This is a genomic window from Niallia oryzisoli (assembly GCF_036670025.1).
In the GTDB taxonomy this organism is placed as follows: domain Bacteria; phylum Bacillota; class Bacilli; order Bacillales; family Cytobacillaceae; genus Bacillus_BD; species Bacillus_BD oryzisoli.
Genome location: NZ_CP137640.1, coordinates 3,395,376 through 3,413,327, shown reverse-complemented (window position 1 = coordinate 3,413,327; position 17,952 = coordinate 3,395,376). Strand labels below are relative to the sequence as shown.

18 protein-coding genes are annotated in these 17,952 nt (G+C 37.9%); 7 read left to right on the top strand and 11 right to left on the bottom strand.

Features of this window, described 5'->3' with window-relative positions:
- Nucleotides 1–48 precede the first annotated feature (48 nt).
- Complete coding sequence (locus R4Z09_RS17215) at nt 49–1,377, bottom strand: UDP-glucose/GDP-mannose dehydrogenase family protein (protein WP_338447979.1); 1,329 nt, start codon at nt 1,375–1,377, stop codon at nt 49–51.
- Between the two features lie 224 nt (nt 1,378–1,601).
- Between R4Z09_RS17215 and R4Z09_RS17210 the strand changes: the two genes are divergently transcribed.
- Nucleotides 1,602–2,765 (top strand): TIGR04053 family radical SAM/SPASM domain-containing protein, encoded by a 1,164-nt coding sequence (locus R4Z09_RS17210; RefSeq protein WP_338447978.1) that lies wholly within the window; start codon nt 1,602–1,604, stop codon nt 2,763–2,765.
- Between the two features lie 68 nt (nt 2,766–2,833).
- On the opposite strand, the gene R4Z09_RS17205 is transcribed toward R4Z09_RS17210, so the two are convergent.
- Entirely contained in the window at nt 2,834–3,850 is a 1,017-nt protein-coding gene (locus R4Z09_RS17205) for an LLM class flavin-dependent oxidoreductase (protein WP_338447977.1), read from the bottom strand.
- A gap of 175 nt (nt 3,851–4,025) precedes the next feature.
- Nucleotides 4,026–5,054, bottom strand: coding sequence for an LLM class flavin-dependent oxidoreductase (locus R4Z09_RS17200; RefSeq protein WP_338447976.1), 1,029 nt, complete (start codon nt 5,052–5,054; stop codon nt 4,026–4,028).
- Between the two features lie 292 nt (nt 5,055–5,346).
- Here R4Z09_RS17200 and R4Z09_RS17195 point away from each other — a divergent pair, with 292 nt between their 5' ends.
- Nucleotides 5,347–6,807, top strand: a complete 1,461-nt coding sequence (locus R4Z09_RS17195; RefSeq protein WP_338447975.1) for a transposase — start codon at nt 5,347–5,349, stop codon at nt 6,805–6,807.
- Between the two features lie 27 nt (nt 6,808–6,834).
- Here R4Z09_RS17195 and R4Z09_RS17190 read toward each other — a convergent pair whose 3' ends face one another.
- A complete protein-coding gene (locus tag R4Z09_RS17190) occupies nt 6,835–7,785 on the bottom strand; it encodes an amidohydrolase family protein (RefSeq protein ID WP_338447974.1) in 951 nt (316 codons plus the stop codon).
- 535 nt (nt 7,786–8,320) lie between these two features.
- Nucleotides 8,321–9,748, bottom strand: a complete 1,428-nt coding sequence (gene aspA / locus R4Z09_RS17185) for an aspartate ammonia-lyase (protein ID WP_338453295.1) — start codon at nt 9,746–9,748, stop codon at nt 8,321–8,323.
- A gap of 231 nt (nt 9,749–9,979) precedes the next feature.
- Between aspA and R4Z09_RS17180 the strand changes: the two genes are divergently transcribed.
- Nucleotides 9,980–10,816: a YitT family protein gene (locus R4Z09_RS17180; protein WP_338447973.1), complete on the top strand. Its 837-nt coding sequence runs from the start codon at nt 9,980–9,982 to the stop codon at nt 10,814–10,816.
- 65 nt (nt 10,817–10,881) lie between these two features.
- On the opposite strand, the gene R4Z09_RS17175 is transcribed toward R4Z09_RS17180, so the two are convergent.
- Nucleotides 10,882–12,075: an MFS transporter gene (locus R4Z09_RS17175; RefSeq protein WP_338447972.1), complete on the bottom strand. Its 1,194-nt coding sequence runs from the start codon at nt 12,073–12,075 to the stop codon at nt 10,882–10,884.
- Nucleotides 12,076–12,222: 147 nt separating this feature from the next.
- A complete protein-coding gene (locus R4Z09_RS17170; protein ID WP_338447971.1) occupies nt 12,223–12,528 on the bottom strand; it encodes a hypothetical protein in 306 nt (101 codons plus the stop codon).
- Between the two features lie 263 nt (nt 12,529–12,791).
- On the opposite strand from R4Z09_RS17170, the gene R4Z09_RS17165 reads away from it, so the two are divergent.
- The 4 genes from R4Z09_RS17165 (at nt 12,792) to R4Z09_RS17150 (ending at nt 15,328) form a co-directional block, all read left to right on the top strand.
- Nucleotides 12,792–13,301: an NfeD family protein gene (locus R4Z09_RS17165; protein ID WP_338447970.1), complete on the top strand. Its 510-nt coding sequence runs from the start codon at nt 12,792–12,794 to the stop codon at nt 13,299–13,301.
- A gap of 12 nt (nt 13,302–13,313) precedes the next feature.
- Nucleotides 13,314–14,834 (top strand): SPFH domain-containing protein, encoded by a 1,521-nt coding sequence (locus R4Z09_RS17160; protein WP_422392196.1) that lies wholly within the window; start codon nt 13,314–13,316, stop codon nt 14,832–14,834.
- Between the two features lie 189 nt (nt 14,835–15,023).
- Complete coding sequence (locus R4Z09_RS17155) at nt 15,024–15,131, top strand: YjcZ family sporulation protein (RefSeq protein ID WP_338447968.1); 108 nt, start codon at nt 15,024–15,026, stop codon at nt 15,129–15,131.
- Nucleotides 15,132–15,187: 56 nt separating this feature from the next.
- Nucleotides 15,188–15,328, top strand: a complete 141-nt coding sequence (locus R4Z09_RS17150; RefSeq protein ID WP_338447967.1) for a YjcZ family sporulation protein — start codon at nt 15,188–15,190, stop codon at nt 15,326–15,328.
- Nucleotides 15,329–15,386: 58 nt separating this feature from the next.
- Here the strand turns inward: R4Z09_RS17150 and R4Z09_RS17145 are convergent, their stop codons facing one another.
- The 4 genes from R4Z09_RS17145 to R4Z09_RS17130 are packed head-to-tail and all read right to left on the bottom strand — an operon-like array spanning nt 15,387 to nt 17,946.
- Entirely contained in the window at nt 15,387–16,154 is a 768-nt protein-coding gene (locus tag R4Z09_RS17145; protein WP_338447966.1) for a TatD family hydrolase, read from the bottom strand.
- Between the two features lie 6 nt (nt 16,155–16,160).
- Nucleotides 16,161–16,895: an ABC transporter ATP-binding protein gene (locus tag R4Z09_RS17140; protein ID WP_338447965.1), complete on the bottom strand. Its 735-nt coding sequence runs from the start codon at nt 16,893–16,895 to the stop codon at nt 16,161–16,163.
- The gene (locus tag R4Z09_RS17135) at nt 16,892–17,656 is read right to left on the bottom strand and encodes an ABC transporter permease (RefSeq protein ID WP_338453294.1); all 765 of its coding nucleotides are present in this window, start codon (nt 17,654–17,656) and stop codon (nt 16,892–16,894) included. Before R4Z09_RS17135 ends, R4Z09_RS17140 begins: the two co-directional genes overlap by 4 nt.
- On the bottom strand, nt 17,656–17,946 hold the full coding sequence (locus R4Z09_RS17130; protein WP_338447964.1) for a thiamine-binding protein: 291 nt from the start codon (nt 17,944–17,946) through the stop codon (nt 17,656–17,658). The genes R4Z09_RS17135 and R4Z09_RS17130 overlap by 1 nt, the downstream gene beginning before the upstream one ends.
- Between the last annotated feature and the right edge of the window lie 6 nt (nt 17,947–17,952).

The window sequence follows — 17,952 nt, the reverse complement described above, 5'->3', positions numbered from 1 at the left end:
TGGTTGTTTAGCGAATGATAAAGGAATGTTAATTTTATATAAATGTGACTAGAGATTTTCTTTTTGAGTTTTAGGAGAATGGGACGGTCTGCCAATTGATACATAATGGATGGAATGCTTTTTGACTTCATCAATTGAATAACAGTTCCGTCCATCAATAATGATAGGTTCCTTCATATATTCAGCATACAAAGATATCGGGAACTGTTTTATTTGTTCCCATTCTGTTGCAATGATCGCTAATTCACTGTTCCAAAGCGCTTCGCGGATATCATCTGTATAAGAGAAATCATTTCCTAATTCTTTTTTCATATTAGGAACAGCTACTGGGTCATAGGCCGTGACAATTGCTTTTTCTTGCTGTAATTCTTTCATTATTTTCAATGAAGCGGATTCACGTATATCGTCAGTGCCAGGCTTAAAAGCAAGACCAAGTACAGATACTTTTTTTCCTGCTAATGAGGTGATAACTTCTTTAGCCTTTTTAATGGGTAAAGACTGTTGACGATTGTTCACTTTGATGACTGCTTCTAGTAATTCAAAGGGATGCTGCATATTCCCGGCAAGCTGTGCGAGAGCATTCGTATCCTTCGGAAAACAAGACCCACCGTATCCGATTCCTGCTCTCAGAAATTGATCACCAATCCTTTTATCACTGCCGATACCCATAACCACTTCATCAATATTGGCATTCAGCTTTTCACAAATCACAGCAATTTCATTAATAAAGCTGATTTTAGTTGCTAAAAAAGCATTGGAAGCATATTTAATCATTTCAGCACTTCTAATATTTGTCTTAATGACAGGGATATGTAAGGGTGCATATAGATTCTCGATCACTGCTGCGGCTTCTGGGTTATCTGAACCTATGACGATTCGGTCTCCATGAAAGAAATCGAAAATAGCAGAACCCTCGCGAAGGAATTCGGGATTAGAAATCACAGTTGTATTGCTATCAGCGTTTTTTTGTCGATCGATGGTTTGTTTTACTTTTTCATTTGTACCGACGGGAACCGTACTTTTTATACAAATGATTACATCATTTTTAATGTACATGGCAATGGTATCGGCAACAGCTGTAACGTGGCGTAAATCTGCCGTACCGTCGTCGCTAGCGGGTGTACCTACGGTAATAAATATGATCTCTGCTTGTTTATAAGCCATTTCTGGATTTGTTGTAAATTGCAGGCGGCCGCACGACATATTTTTTGCTAGAAGGGATTCTAAACCTGGTTCGAAAATAGGGGAACGGCCGGCATTAAGCATGGCGATTTTACTTTCTTGTAGATCGACACAGGTGATTTCATGCCCTAATTCTGCTAAACAAACACCAGTCACTAAACCGACATAACCAATGCCTGCAATGGTAATTCTCATGTAATCCCCCTCAATAAATTAAATGTTTTCAATTTATTATATTGGGAGAAATCAATTATTTTCTTAAACTCCTGTTAAATAACTGTAAAGATTATTCTTTTCATTATATGAAAGTTTACATTATCTCTAAAGATCAAGTGTGATAAAAGTTGCTTAAAGAAGCTGATTCTTATCTTAAAATAAGGGAATAGTGTAGTGAAAATATTAAAAGACTGGTGATTGTAATGAAACAGGGAAAACAGCCGTATCCACATCCGCATGGAATCAAAGTTGATTATAACGAAAATCCCTTTATTGTCATATGGGAGGTAACCCGGGCGTGTCAATTGAAATGTGTCCACTGTCGAGCTAATGCACAGTTAACTCCAGACGCGCGGGAATTAACACATGAGGAAGGCCTTAAACTAATTGATGAGATTTATGAAATGAACAATCCGATGCTTGTTTTTACGGGTGGGGATTGTATGTTAAGAGAGGATCTATTTGAGCTGGCCCAATATGCCGTTAATAAAGGTATGCGGGTTTCGATGACGCCAAGTGCAACTGAAAATGTGACAAAAGAGAAAATGGAGCAAGCAAAAGAGGTAGGTTTGGCACGGTGGGGCTTTAGTCTTGATGCACCAACATCTGAAATTCATGATCAATTTCGCGGTACGCCAGGGTCGTTTGATCTAACCATCGAAAAAATAAAATATTTAAATGAATTGAAGATGCCGGTCCAAGTTAATACAGTGATTTCACGCTATAATTATGAACATTTAGAAGAAATGGCAAAATTAGTAGCCGAATTAAAAGCGGTTATGTGGTATATTTTCCTCTTGGTTCCAACCGGAAGGGGACAACTGTATGACTGCATAAGTCCTGTTGAGCATGAAAAGGTATTTCTTTGGCTGTATGAATTAAGTAAAACGGCCCCTTTTGATATTAAAACAACTGCGGCTCAAGCTTATCGTCGTGTTGTATTACAACAAAAAATGTGGGAGAAAAAAATCGAAAAAGGCATCATTCACTATGAGGATAGCATTACGACAGATATGGCTTCAAGAAATGACGGCTTAAAACGGGCACCAAAAGGGGTAAATGACGGGAATGGTTTTGCATTTGTTTCTCATATTGGTGATGTATTTCCAAGCGGCTTGCTTCCTATTAAAGCAGGCAATGTGAGGGAAACCCCATTGGCAGCTATTTATCGGGAAGCAAAAGTATTTAAAGAGTTAAGACAGCCAGAATACTACAAAGGGAAATGTGGGGTGTGTGAATACAGGAATATTTGCGGGGGTTCCAGGTCAAGAAGCTATGCGATAACAGGTGATTATTTAGAAAGCGAACCATTCTGCATTTATATCCCGGAATCACTTCGAAGCAGAGAACAATCCATTCTTCAATAAGTTATGGATACCAATAGAAAATAACTAGATGAAAGGAGCCTTATTAGAAATAGGCTCCTTTATGGTTTTTATATTGAACCATTCATGATGTTTCCTATAATATTATAGGAATGTAAACGAGCTTGATGGTCATAAATTTGTCCGTTAATCATGATTTCATCCGCTTTCGTTTCAAGCAAGAATTTGGTTAGTTTTTCTTTAATCGTTAATGGACCACCGATTATGGAGTGACTTAGCTTCTGTTGTAGAATCGCTTTTTCAAATTCGCTGCAAAGCTCATCCATATCATCAACCGGAGGCTGTAAAAGTATCGGATTGTTTCGAAGGAGATGCAGATGCTGCTGTTGAAGCGACGTTGATAATCTTATGGCTTCTTTATCAGTGTCAGCAGCTATGATGTTGACTGCGACCATCGTATACGGCTTATTCAATACGTTGGAAGGGCGAAAGCTATTTCGGTATAAATGGAGGGCAGGGAATGTATTTTCTGGTGCAAAGTGGCTGGCAAAGGCAAACGGAAGCCCAAGGTGACCCGCCAGTTGAGCACTAAAACCACTTGAACCTAACAGCCAGATAGGAATCTGTAAGCCTTGACCAGGAATTGCCCTGACTCTCGGTTTTGTTGGAGTTGTTTCTGTTCGGAAATATCCCTCCAGTTCAGCCAATTGTTCAGGGAAATCCTGACCATCGTTTCTGCGATCGCGTCGCAGGGCATAGGCTGTCAATTGATCTGTACCAGGGGCCCGTCCAAGACCTAAATCGATTCTTCCTGGAAATAAAGACTCTAGTGTACCAAATTGCTCTGCAATAATGAGCGGAGCATGATTTGGGAGCATAATTCCTCCAGATCCCACACGGATTGTTGAAGTGTGAGCGGCAACATGTCCAATTAAAATGGTTGTAGCTGAGCTGCCGATGCCGGGAATATTATGATGTTCTGCCAGCCAGTAACGTTTATATCCTAATTTCTCAGCATGCTTCGCTAAATCAACCGTATGTTGAAAAGAATCTGCTGCCGTGCCGCCTTGTATAATTGGCGACAAATCAAGTACAGAGTATGGAACGCTGAAAGCTGGGTTCGTCATAATTTCATCTACTTTCTATTAATTAATCTCGAACTATACAAACATTCTATCAATTAATACACATGAATTCAAAGGAACTAATCTATAGCTATCGTCAAAGAAGAAAGGATAAACTTGTAAAAAAAACAACCGGTGAATGTACTTTTACCGGTTGTTTAAGGACACTGACTATATATTAAGCCTCACTATTTAAGATGTCAGCAACAATTTTAAATGAATGTAATCGAGCTTGATGTTCATAGATTTGGCTGTTAATCATGATTTCCTCAGCCTGTGTTTCTTCCAAGAATCTTTCTAACTCTGCTTTTACCGTTACAGGACTTCCAATAATGGACTTGGCAAGCTTTTGATCTAGGTAGGCTTTTTCATAAGCGTTACAAATGCTTTCAATATTGTCAACAGGCGGCTCCAGTGGACCGCGAGTATTCCGAATGATATTTAAGTGATACTGCTGTAAAGTGGTTGCAAGCCTTTGCGCTTCCTCATCACTATCAGCTGCAATGACATTTACACTCACCATTGAATAAGGTTTGTCAATAACATCTGAAGGCTTAAAGCTATTTCGATACAACGCGAGGGCCGGCAGTGTGTTCTCAGGTGAGAAATGGCTTGCGAATGAAAACGGAAGTCCTAGTAAACCTGCCAGTTGGGCACTAAAGCCGCTTGAGCCTAACAGCCAGATCGGTATTTGTAATCCTTGTCCGGGGAAGGCTCTGACTCTCGTATCCTTCGCATGTGTATCTGGCTGAAAATAGGCCCGTAATTCTGCCAATTGCTCAGGAAAATCTTGACCATCGCTTCGATAGTCACGTCTTAAGGCCTGGGCAGTCAACTGATCCGTGCCTGGTGCACGTCCTAAACCGAGATCAATTCGATCTGGAAACATGGACTCGAGTGTTCCAAACTGCTCAGCAACGACGAGTGAAGAGTGGTTTGGAAGCATAACACCGCCTGATCCCACACGAATGGAAGAAGTATGGGCAGCAACATGTCCGATTAATACAGGAGTAGCGGAGCTGGCAATTCCAGGATTATTATGATGTTCCGCCATCCAGTAGCGTTTATATCCCCATTTTTCTGCATGTCTGGCCAGATCAACTGTGTTTTTTATTGAATCGCCTGCAGAACCGCCTTTTAATACGGGAACTAAGTCCAATACAGAATAGGCTAAATCACTTAATTTTTTTCGTGCTAGATTTGACATTTGTTCATCTCTTTTCTATGTTGTGGTCATATTTTTATAATCATCTTTTATAACAAATATTCTAACAATAATTTATTCTATTGAAAATACTTTATTAATGCAAATAAAATAATCCCCCAAAGGAGATCACTAGAATCTAGATGGGGGATTAATTTTTTATGTAAAAAAGCCAAGAAGACCCGTGACTTCAGTCGTGGGATGAAATGGCTTTTGCCTTTTCAAAACGTTGAATGAATATAATTTTACAAACAAATGTTCTGTTTGATAAAATATTCTTATAGGGGATAAACGTATGAGCTATGAAAATGAAGTGAAAAAAGAGTATCGAACCTATCAAATAGATATTAAAAAAGGACATAAATTATATCAATATTTCGATGAAATCTGTTTAAATAGCAATAACCTCTATAACATAACTAACTTCTATATTCGACAAGTCTATACTGCTTTGAACCAAGTAAAGGAGTTGCAACCCTTACAAAAAGAAGTAATGGATACGATCCGAAACAACCTTCAAAAAATGAATGACATCCAATCAAATGCTTACCTTAAAAAATTACAAAAAGAGGCACTTAAACCTAAAGAAAAACGAAAAGAAATAAAGAAAAATCTATTTGGTTTACCGACAAAAGAGAATTCATTTCTTGGCTATAACTTTCTTGATTGTTTGTTTAAAACGATGAAACAAAAAGATTATTATTCTTTACCAGGTCAAATAAAACAGCAAGTCCTCCAAAATGTTGTTCAAAACTGGAAAAGTTATTTTGTAAGCCTAAAAGATTATAAAATTCATCCGGAAAAGTATAGTAGGAGACCCTCTATTCCCGGTTATTTACCAAAGGGTGGTCGGAAAGAAACCATACTTTCTAACCGAATTTGTAAAATAAAAGAGGGGAAGTATTTAAAGTTTCCTAAAACAAAATTCCAGTTGAACATCGGAAAACTTGCCCATTTGAATGGCCGTTTTCAACAGGTAAGAATCATACCGAAATATGATTCTTTTACAGTAGAATTGGTCATTTTTAATGGAGAAAAAGCAGAAGTATTAGCCAAAAAAGAACGATGTATGGGGATTGATTTAGGTCTTGATAATATCGGCACAGTTATATCCAATTCAGGTATGACTCCGATTCTATTTAAGGGAGGAATCATAAAATCTATTAATCAGTGGTATAACAAGATGCGGAGTCACTATTACGCTATACTCCGTAACGGTAAAAAGAATCATGATGGGTCCTTCCAGTCAAAAAGATTGATAGAATTAGATAAGTATAGATATAGAAAAGTAAAAGATTTCTTGCATAAGGTAAGTTTTAATATCATTAAAATAGCAAAAGAAAACAAAATTGATACCATTGTGATTGGTAAAAATGAGCATTGGAAACAAGAAGTCCATCTTGGAAAGAAAAATAATCAAAACTTTGTTCAAATTCCTCATTGTCTGTTAATCGAACTTATTACGTACAAGGCAAACTCTGAAGGTATTGCAGTGATCTTAACAGAGGAAAGTTATACATCAAAGGCTATTTTTCTAGATAAGGATGATATTCCAACCTATCAATCTGGGAATACTATGAAACACATCTTTAGCGGAAAACGAATAAGTAGAGGGATGTATCGAACAAAAAATCTGCTCCTTATAGATGCGGATGTCAACGGAGCAGCAAATATTCTACGAAAAGTAATCCCAAAGGCTTTCACCAATGGGATAGCGGCTGTGTGTTCCACGCCTCAAGTGGTCAATGTGCGTTAGCATAAACCCTGAAACTCGTGACTTTAGTCATGAGAGGTTCATAGACTCTGCTAATAAAGAATGAACACCTTTATCACTAATATTTAAGGAGCCTTCCCAGAGTGCAGGATTTGCATCTGAACCAGGAACGACCCGGTCTTCACCGACTGCTTTAATTAAAAGGTCAATGCTTTCCTGACTGCCAAGAACGGAATCATACCAAAAACGTTTCAGATAGTGGGATGGTGGAGCCTGTAAATTGACAGAAACGACTTCCCATTGTTCATATCCTTTATCTAATCGTCCGATTTGGTATGGAAGGAATCCGCCGCCATGGGCAAAAATAATTTTTACATCAGGATATTTATCAGCGAATCCGCTTAATACTAGATCTGTTGCACAAACAGTTATATCCCATGGTTCTCCTATTAAATTAGGCATCATTCTTCTTTTTAGACGAGGATCATTATTTACTAACGGATGAATGAATAGGATGGCCTTCAATCGGTTCGCTTCTTCAAAGAATGCTTTAAAGAAAGGATCCGTAAGCATAAGTTTATCAAATCCAGTTCCGATAATCGCACCTTTCAAGCCGTGATTGACAGCTTCATTTAATACTTGTGCTGCCTTGACTGGATTAGCTAATGGAACCATTCCTAAAGCAGAAATCTCATCTGGGTGATTAGCTGCCAACTGAGCTAGAGCCTGGTTATAGACTTTAGATAGTTCCGTGCTGATATCGGCAGGGAAGTCATATAAAAAAAGCTGCGGGACAGGTGAGACCATGGAATGGCGGATACCAGCATTTTTCTGACCTTGTAAAAACGCTTCCAAATGAATGGAATTCTTTTTTAATTCAATTCTGTACTTGTCATTTATGACGAGGGATTCTTCATTCGTAGTTTCTTTAACGATCCATCGAGCATTAACCGTATTATTATTATTTTTTATCCAATCTAGTACTTCACTAGGGATGAAATGAGTATGAAAATCATGCATGTGAATCCACTCCTTATTTATATAAAAGATAGTTATTGACTGAAATAAGGTAAGGTCGACTAAATCTTATAAATATAAAAAATATTCCGTATATTTTAACGATACCTATTACTTTTAAAAAGTCAGTTCAATACATATTGATAAAATATTTTATCTTATAGATAAAACTATACACCAAAAATAATATTTTGAAAAGTAAATATTCTAAAAATTTTAAAAACACATAGAATTCATTATATATATAGTAGATATGTTAGTTAAAAAGCATAAAATAATGATAAATAGATCTAATATTTCATTATTTGAAACTAAATTGAAATGACATAAAATAAAATATTGTTTATATTTTGTAATAAATTCAAAATTATTATATAATAACCTTGTCATAATAAATACGTGCATAACAAAGGGAATATTTTTATGGAATAAGGGGTAGTGGGAATAACGCTTGGGGAAGCGTAAACCACATATGAATGTTGATCAATAACTGAACGGTTCGAAAAAAGGATGACTTTTTGAAGTCATCCTTTTTTCATTAATCTCTTTCTAACAAGGAGGCCCCTGCAATACCTGGGTTTGTCATTTCATAAGGGTTGAGAATAAGATCTAATTCTTCTTCTGTTAACACATCATACTGCAGGCAAAGCTCCCGGACAGAGCGGCCTTTGACAATGGCTTCACGTGCAATCCTTGCGGCAACTTCATAACCAATATGTGGATTTACGGCGGTAATAAGCCCGACACTCTTTTCAACATATTCAGTTAAGCGCTGTTCATTTGCTTCAATACTTTTTAAACAGCGGTCAGTAAAGACGCGAAATGCATTGTTCATAATGCTGATTGACTGATGGAGGTTAAAGACAAGCACAGGCTCCATTACGTTCAATTCTAATTGTCCAGCTTCAGATGCCATACTGATGGTATGATCGTTTCCAATCACTTGGAAGGCGACTTGATTAATCATTTCAGGCATGACCGGATTCACTTTACCCGGCATGATCGAGGAACCAGGCTGACGGGCAGTTAAAGAAATTTCTCCTAATCCTGCCCTCGGACCTGAAGCCATTAAACGTAAATCATTTGCTATCTTGGACATGTTAATCATACAGATTTTTAAAGCAGAAGACACTTCTGTATAGGCATCTGTATTTTGTGTTCCGTCCACTAAGTGCTCTGCTTTTTTCAAAGGGAGTCCGCTGATATCGACTAAAAATTCGACAACATAGTCAATATACTTAGGCTCTGCATTTAAGCCAGTTCCTACAGCGGTTGCTCCCATATTTACTTCGTATAAATGCTGTCGTGATTGCTTGATGCGGTTAATATCACGATTTAGTACACGGCTGTATGCTTCAAATTCCTGGCCAAGCCGGATTGGGACAGCATCCTGCAAGTGAGTTCTGCCCATTTTTATAATTGGGTCAAATTGCTTTGCTTTCTCTTGAAAAACAGAATACATATATTCCATTGTTTCAAGGAGTTCCGTTAATAAATGTAACGTCGAAATATGAATCGCAGTAGGAAAGGCGTCATTGGTTGATTGCGACATATTAACATGTGTGTTTGGACTTAATTGAGTATAATCACCCTTGTCCTTACCCAATATTTCTAAAGCGCGATTTGCAATGACTTCATTTCCATTCATATTGATAGATGTACCGGCACCGCCCTGAATGGGATCAACAATAAATTGATCATGCATATGACCTGCAATAATTTCATCTGCTGCTTCCACAATGGCCTTTCCCAAACCTTCGTAAAGACCTTTTGTTTTCATATTGGCTAAGGCTGCTGCTTTCTTGACCATAGCTAATGCACGGATTAATTCTTTATGTAGCGGGTATTGTGTAATAGGAAAGTTTTCAGCTGCGCGTAACGTTTGAATCCCATAATAAGCATCATATGGGATTTCTTTTTCACCTAAGAAATCCTTTTCAATCCTTTTTTTTGATCCATTTGACACGGGTATCGACAAGAAAAGCTCCCCCTTTAGATTCGTTATTGAATAGCTGTACAATATCACTATCGTAACTTATCCTTATCTTTTTTTAAAGCGTTTACACTTTTGAAAACGTAAAAATGCAATTAAACATTCTTATGGAAATTTCGCAAATCACGATAACTGCATCATTTTTAGGCAAAATAACGAATAAGATACTATTTTTAAAACAGATAATACAGGGGGAGTGATTATATGGCAAAGGCAAAAGGAAGAAATGAGCTGTTTTACTTAATATTGATTATTTTAGGGACATTGATTATTAGTGCTGCCTTTAATTTATTTTTTATTCCCCATAAAATATTAAGCAGCGGCTTAAGCGGAATTGCGATATTGCTTGGTTTAATTACACCATTCGAAACGGGAACAATTAACTTTGTTTTAAATCTGCCGTTGTTAATCATCGGTGTATTTAAGCTTGGAAAGCGATTTATCATTTATACCATTATTTCAGTCGTCGTGTTGACGATTGGTTTGTACATCATCCCTGTTACAGCCGTTTCGTCAGAACCCTTATTGTCTTCCATTTTTGGAGGTGTCATTGCAGGCCTCGGAGGAGGACTTATTTTTCGGGCATCCGGTTCATCCGGCGGCTTTGATATAATTGCCGTGTTGTTAACGAAAAAAAGGGATTTTCCGCTTGGCAGCATTTTGTCTGCATTAAATGCTGTTGTTGTTATTTTTTCTGGGTTTATCTTTGGCTGGGATGCAGCATTACATACACTCGTAGGAATTTATGCATCAGGGAAAATGGTTGATATGATTCATACAAAGCATATAAAGCTGACACTGATGATCGTAACAAAAAAAGGTGACGCAATAAAAGACAGAATGCTTGCTGAATTCTATCGGGGAATTACCATTCTAGACGCTGTAGGAGCTTATACAGGTGAGAAACAGAAAATATTAATGATGGTGATTACCCGCTATCAATTGACAGAAGCGAAAATATTAATAAGTGAAATTGACCCGCATGCTTTTGTTAATATAACCGAAACGAAAGAAGTAATGGGGGCATTTGACAGGAATTAAAAGCTTGATTGCAAAAAAAAACAACAAAACTTCCACAGTTTTGTTGTTTTTTACCAGTGACTATATTAATTTGTCCTTTTTTGCGATCCTTTAATGACTAATAAAAGATAGATAAGAATGGCTATGAGAACTGAAGTTGCAGCGGAAAGATAGACACTTTTATAACCAAATAAATGACTGATTTGGCCAAAAAACATGGCTCCGAGACCTATCCCTAAATCAAAGAAGGAATAGAAGGTAGCGTTGGCCATTCCACGTCTATCTACCGATGTTTTTTCAACTGACCATGCCTGTAACGCTGGCTGGACAGTGCCGAACCCAAATCCATAAAGAATAGCAGCAGTAAATAAAGTTTCTTTGTTCGGAAGCCATGCTAATAGGAGCATAGCAATGATGATCAGGGCGGTACCTGGAATAAAAACTGCCCGGTGTCCTTTTCTATCATAAAGCTTACCGGAAAATATTCTTGATACCATAAGTGCTAAGGCATATAAAAGGAAGTACCACTGAATTCCTGAAACTCCTTCTTCTGCTGTATATAGTGGTAAAAATGTTGCAATCCCTCCAAAGGTAACGGTAATAAACATAATAAGGACCGCTGGCTGAATTGCGCTTTTTTCATATAAATCCCATTTTTTCGCTTTCTCTTTTTCTTCATTTGGAATGACTTTTTTGTATTTAATAAAAGAGGATGATAGAAAAGCAGCTAAACCAAGCCCGGCACAAATGAAGAATAGCTGATGAAAGGGGAGGATTCCCGACAGCGTCAGTCCTAGTGAAGGGCCAAATGCAAGGGCAAGATTTCCAGAAAGTCCATAATACCCCATTCCTTCGCCGCGTTTTTGAGCTGGAATCAAATCGGTTGCGATCGTTCCGGATGCAGTTGTTGATAAACCCCAGCCAATCCCTTGAACAATCCGCATCAAAAACAAGAAGGTAATGCTCATAGCAAAAGCATAAGATCCTACCGAAATAACAAAGATTGCTAGACCAGTTAAGTAAACAAAGGCTCTGCCCTTTGATTCCAAGGCATGTCCTGCAAAGGGACGGATAATAAGAGCCGAAAAGGTGAAGATTCCTACCACTAATCCAATTAGTTGATCATTTCCACCTAAATGCTCGATAAATAGCGGGATAGTTGGCAATGTCATTTGAAATCCAAGAAAGATAAAAAAGTTTGCCATGACAATTAAGCTGAAATCTTTTGTCCAAATCTTATTGGATCCCTGGTTGCTTTCTTTAATCTGTATATTTTCCATTAATTATATAGGACCTTCTTTCATATGATAGTGAATATATTGTAACTTATTTATATCTGACCTGCTATTATTAAAATCGTTTGAACGTGCAGTTGATAAACGAAAAAAGAGCTCGATTATGGATAATGAATCAAGCCCTTCAAAATATTACTCCCAGTCTTGATGTTCAACAACTCCACCGGTTAAATCAATCGTGTTTATTTCTCCTTTATAAAGAAGTTTGCCATCTTCCTCAACAATTAAGTTTTCGTAGGTATAGACCGTTTTACCTGATGGCATGGTGATAACGACCTTTTCACCAAGCTCTTTTTTTGGTGCTTCAACTCTTATTAAACTTTGGGAGTAAAGATAAAGACCCACAAGGATTATAATTAAGAATCCAAGTATATAAACAGACCAAAGTTTAAACCACGGTTTCGTTTCTGTGAATACCTGCTCATTTTGACTTAGCATTTCATCAAATCCCCTTTTGTAATACGTTCGTTTCTTGCATGCATAAATTAGCTGGTTATGAATCCCAACAATACGATATGCTGAAATAGATAAAGAAATGACAAAATAAATGGATAAGCTATTATGAAGAATATTTAGAATTATTAAAATTATAGTTCAAAATCGACGAAAAATAAATAGTATTTGTAGAAAATTGGAACCTTTTTGAAAATAATTCGTATATAAATTAAGTTTTACAATAAAAGGAAAGGAGGAGGACGAATGTGGTCGTATCGATTGAAACCATTTACTTAATTGCACTTATCATATCCGGAATATCCATACTTCTTTATATGTTATTCGGAGATTTTTTAGATGCTGCTGGAGACATCTTTAATCCGACATTAATTCTTGCTTTTATTACAATTGCCTCTGCAAGCGGATATTTATTTGAACAATATTCTTCATTAAATAGTATTCTTATATTTTTTCTATCATGTGTGATTGCGTTCATCATCGACACATGCTTAAACATTTTTGTCCTTATACCTATTTCTTTAGCGGAAGAATCACTAGCCTATACGGAACAATCGTTAAAAGGGAGAGTAGGGAAGGTTATTACCTCAATTCCGAAGGATGGGTACGGGGAGGTATTGATTGAAAATGCCAGCGGAAGAATTGCAAAGCCTGCTGCAGGGTTAAAAAATGAAGCCATTCAGGAAGGTAAAGCTGTAATCATTGTTTCAATAAAAAACGGTGTATTATATGTCTCTTTGTATGATGACTTATATTAAGGAGGAATTTTGATGCTAGGATTATTTATTGTCATTGGAATTGTCGTCTTTTTATTGATTGCATTACTTGGTGTCTTTATTGCCAAATATCGTACCGCAGGACCTGATGAAGCCTTGATTGTTACAGGAAGCTATTTAGGTCGTAAAAATGTTCACATCGATGAATCAGGCAACAGAATTAAAATCATTCGCGGAGGCGGAGCTTTTGTCCTGCCCGTTTTCCAACAGGCAGAACCGATAAGTCTGTTATCTAGTAAACTAGAAGTTTCAACGCCGGAGGTCTATACAGAACAAGGTGTTCCAGTTATGGCAGATGGTGTTGCCATTATTAAAATTGGCGGTTCAATTGGGGAAATAGCTACTGCAGCAGAACAATTTCTTGGTAAAGCAAAAGAGGATCGTGAAAATGAGGCAAGAGAGGTATTAGAGGGACATTTACGTTCCATTCTTGGCTCTATGACAGTCGAGGAAATATATAAAAACAGAGATAAATTCTCACAAGAGGTGCAAAGGGTTGCTTCACAGGACTTGGCCAAAATGGGGCTTACGATTGTATCATTTACGATTAAAGATGTCCGTGATAAAAATGGCTACCTTGAGTCACTGGGGAAACCACGAATTGCTCAAGTGAAAAGAGATGCCGATATTGCAACAGCTGAGGCCGAAAAGGAAACACGAATTAAGCGGGCTGAAGCAGATAAAGATGCAAAAAGGGCCGAGCTGGAAAGAGCCACCGAAATTGCTGAATCCGAAAAAGAAAATCAAATGAAAATGGCAGAATTTAGACGTGAGCAGGATATTGCTAAAGCACGTGCCGACCAGGCGTATGATCTTGAAACAGCAAAAGCCAAGCAGGAAGTAACGGAGCAGGAAATGCAAATCAAGATTATCGAAAGACAGAAGCAAATTGAATTAGAAGAAAAAGAAATTTTAAGAAGAGAACGTCAATATGATTCAGAGGTTAAGAAAAAAGCCGATGCAGACCGTTATGCAGTTGAACAGGCGGCAGAAGCGGAAAAACGTAAGCGAATTGCCGAAGCCGATGCTAATCAGTATCGAATTGAGTCACAGGCAAAAGCAGAAGCAGAAAGAGTCCGGGTAGATGGATTAGCAAAAGCAGATGCACAAAGAGCACAAGGGGAGTCAGAGGCAGAGATCATTCGTTTGAAAGGGTTGGCTGAAGGGGAAGCAAAACGGAAGATTGCTGAAGCATTTGAACAATTTGGACAGGCGGCTGTCCTGGATATGGTTCTTAAAATGCTTCCGGAATATGCAAAGCAGGTGGCAAGTCCGCTTAATAATATTGATAAAATTACAGTTGTTGATACCGGCAGTGATAGTCAGAATGGCGGTGCTAATCGGGTAACGGGCTATGCAACCAATTTAATGGCCACAATGCAGGAGTCATTGAAGGCATCATCAGGTGTAGATGTAAAAGAACTTTTGGAGAACCTGTCGGGAAAAAGAAATATTCGTCAAAGCATTGACGATTTATCGACAGAGCTAAAGAAACAGGAGAAAACAGAATACTAATAACATATGGTGTTAGATGCAGTTCCAGCAGCCAAAAAAGTAATATGAATTTCAAAACACGCAGATGTTTAGTTGTCTGCGTGTTTTTTTGTGTTTTGGGGATAAAACCTAAAATTGTGTATTTGTCTATCGCAATATCGAATGCAGGTGAATAGGATATAGGGAAATGAGAAAAGGAGGTTTTTTTATATGGCAGATGGAGCATATGGTTACGGTGGTGGCTTCGCGTTATTAGTTGTGTTGTTTATTTTGTTAATTATTATCGGAGCTTCTTGGGGCTACGGTGGATTTTGTTAAGTAATTCGTAAATAATTTTTAAGTTAATTCAATGTAATCTAAAAGGAGGCGTTTATATGTTCGGATACGGAGGATATGGTGCTGGATGCTGTGGTTACGGATACGGCGGCGGTTTTGGATATGGCGGCGGCTTTGCGCTAATCGTTGTTCTATTCATCTTGCTGATCATTGTTGGTGCAGCATGCTTTAAATGGTAAACACTTTGTGAAAGAAGAGGGAAGGAAGATGTGGCGACTTGCTGCCTCCTTCCTTCATTTATATTAGCTTATAAAAAGACTTTGTGTTCATGTAGAGCTGCCTGTAAACTTCACCGATAGGCAGTTTTTTAATCTCAGCAATCACGGTGACGGATGAATGGATCATAGTCGGATGTGTGAGTTGACCTTGAAACAATCCTTCAAACGGCCATGGCCCGTCTGTTTCAACCATCATTTTTTCTAGTGGATAATGGCGGACAAGCTCTTGAATTTCATTTTCATATGTCACATCTGGTGTGATAGAAATAAAATAATCATTTTGATTCAATCGAGAAATTGTCTGCTCATCTCCCTTAAACCAATGAAAATGGGCCTTTTTAATCGAATACTTTTCAAGCAGATTACATACAACCGGTGCATCATCATAGACGGCATGGAGGACAATCGGTTTATTCCATATATTCGCTAAACGAATAAAGGATTCCAAACGCTCTAAATATCCCTCGAGTGGAATTTCTGTTTTTTTCCTTAAGTAAAAGGGGAGCCCCACCTCACCAATCGCAATCATTTCCTGTTTGTTCACTGTCATCCAGTCAATCAATTGCGAAAAATCGTTGTCTGAAATGAGCATTTGTTCAGGATGCCACCCAAAGGCAGACTTGAATTTTTTATATTTTCGTGTAAAGGCTAGATTTTTAATACATGAATTCAGGTCATATGAAACCCCAATGAGTGCCTCAACAGTGGAATCTCGAAAGATTATCTCTTCTATATCCTGCGGTTGATAATGATCAAGATGGATATGTGCATCAATAATCTTATTCATGAATCATCACTTCCTTATTGCATAATAAATCTTTCGCTTCCAAGCAAGAAATTCTTCTGTAAGAAAGAAATCCTCGTGGCGTGGTCTTGGAAAGGGAAGGCTAAATTCTGCTGTTATTGATGCAGGTTGAGCTGACATAACGACAATTCGATCTGACATAAATAAAGCTTCATCGATATTATGAGTTACAAACAAGATGGTTCTTCTATGTTCATCCCACATGGAAAGGAGCCATTTCTGCATGTCCAGCCGAGTTAGTTCATCAAGTGCAGAAAACGGTTCGTCGAGACAAATAACAGGCTGTGGACTTAATAGGGCTCTAATAAAGGAAACTCTTTGTTTCATTCCCCCAGATAATTGCAAAGGATAGGCATTTGCATAGCCAGACAGACCTGCCTTTTCAATCATTTTCACTGCGGTGTCAACATCTTTTTTTCCTTGCAGTTCTTGTCCAAGAAGAACGTTTTGTAAAACGGTTCTCCATGGTAAAAGGGAAGGGGACTGCGGCATATAGCTGATAGAGCCTCTTTGTCCATTGATGCGTTTTCCATGAAGTTGAATCTCCCCTTCGTCAGGGTTGAATATCCCGCCAATTAAATGGAATAATGTACTTTTACCGCTGCCGGATGGTCCAAGAATAGATACAAATTCTCCTGCTTGAATATCAAGTGATAAATGATCAATAATCTTCTTTGAGCCAAAGTTTTTTGTAATCGAGGTCAAACTTAATAAACTACTCATACGGAATCGTCTCCTTTCGTCTTCCAACGAATAACAAACCGCTCGATAACCATAATTATGGCAAAGAACAGCAGGCTCAGAATCATAATGGCGAAAATAGCGACGAACACTCGATCCGTCCGAAAAGAAGAAGAAGCAAGAGTCATATAAACACCGATTCCTTCTTTTGCCCCTAACCACTCAGAGATTACAGCCCCCATTACACTATACGTAGCAGAAATTTTCAAACCGGAAAAAATCGCTGGAAGTGAAGAGGGGAATTCAAGCTTCCAAAAGAGCTGGCTTTTATTTGCCCCTGCCATGGCTAAATAGTCCTTTAATTCAACTGGTGTCTGCTTAAAGCCGTCAAGTGCTGCCACTGTCACAGGGAAAAAACAAACTAATGTAATCACAATCATTTTAGGCAGCACGCCAAAGCCAAACCAAATGACCAGTAACGGGGCAAGCACAATCGTCGGTATGTTCTGTGACAGAATTAATAATGGATATAAAGTATCTTTTAGAATTGGTATTAAAAATAATAAAATGGCGGTTAAAAGTCCAATGACTGTTCCTATGGCAAATCCAGTTAAACTTAAACGAAGTGTTGAAATAAGATGAACAGAAAATTCACTCCAGTGTAAGGCTGCTTCTTGAAAAATTTTTGCCGGGGATGGTAGAAGCCATTGCGGTACTTCTAATACCTTTACAATTATCTCCCAAAATATGAATAAAAGAAGGAGAGCCAATAAGGATCTCCAGCTTTTTGTAAAAAACGTCATCAACGATATTTCTCCGTTAAATCAACCATTTGAATCCCAGATGGCTGATATAATGTTTTGATTTGTGTAATCACATTATGGCTTCCCATTTCTATCATTCGTTCATTCATATTTGTGATCATCGTAAAGATGGCAGCTATATCTCCTTCAACTGTTGTTTCAAGCGGGTGCACTTCATATTTCATCCCTGATTCTGCTACGATTTTGATTGCTTCATCGACAAATGGAATAACATTCTCACCATTTGGGGTTTTTGGGATAATTTGAATACTAACTAATGAGTTTGCCATTCTTTT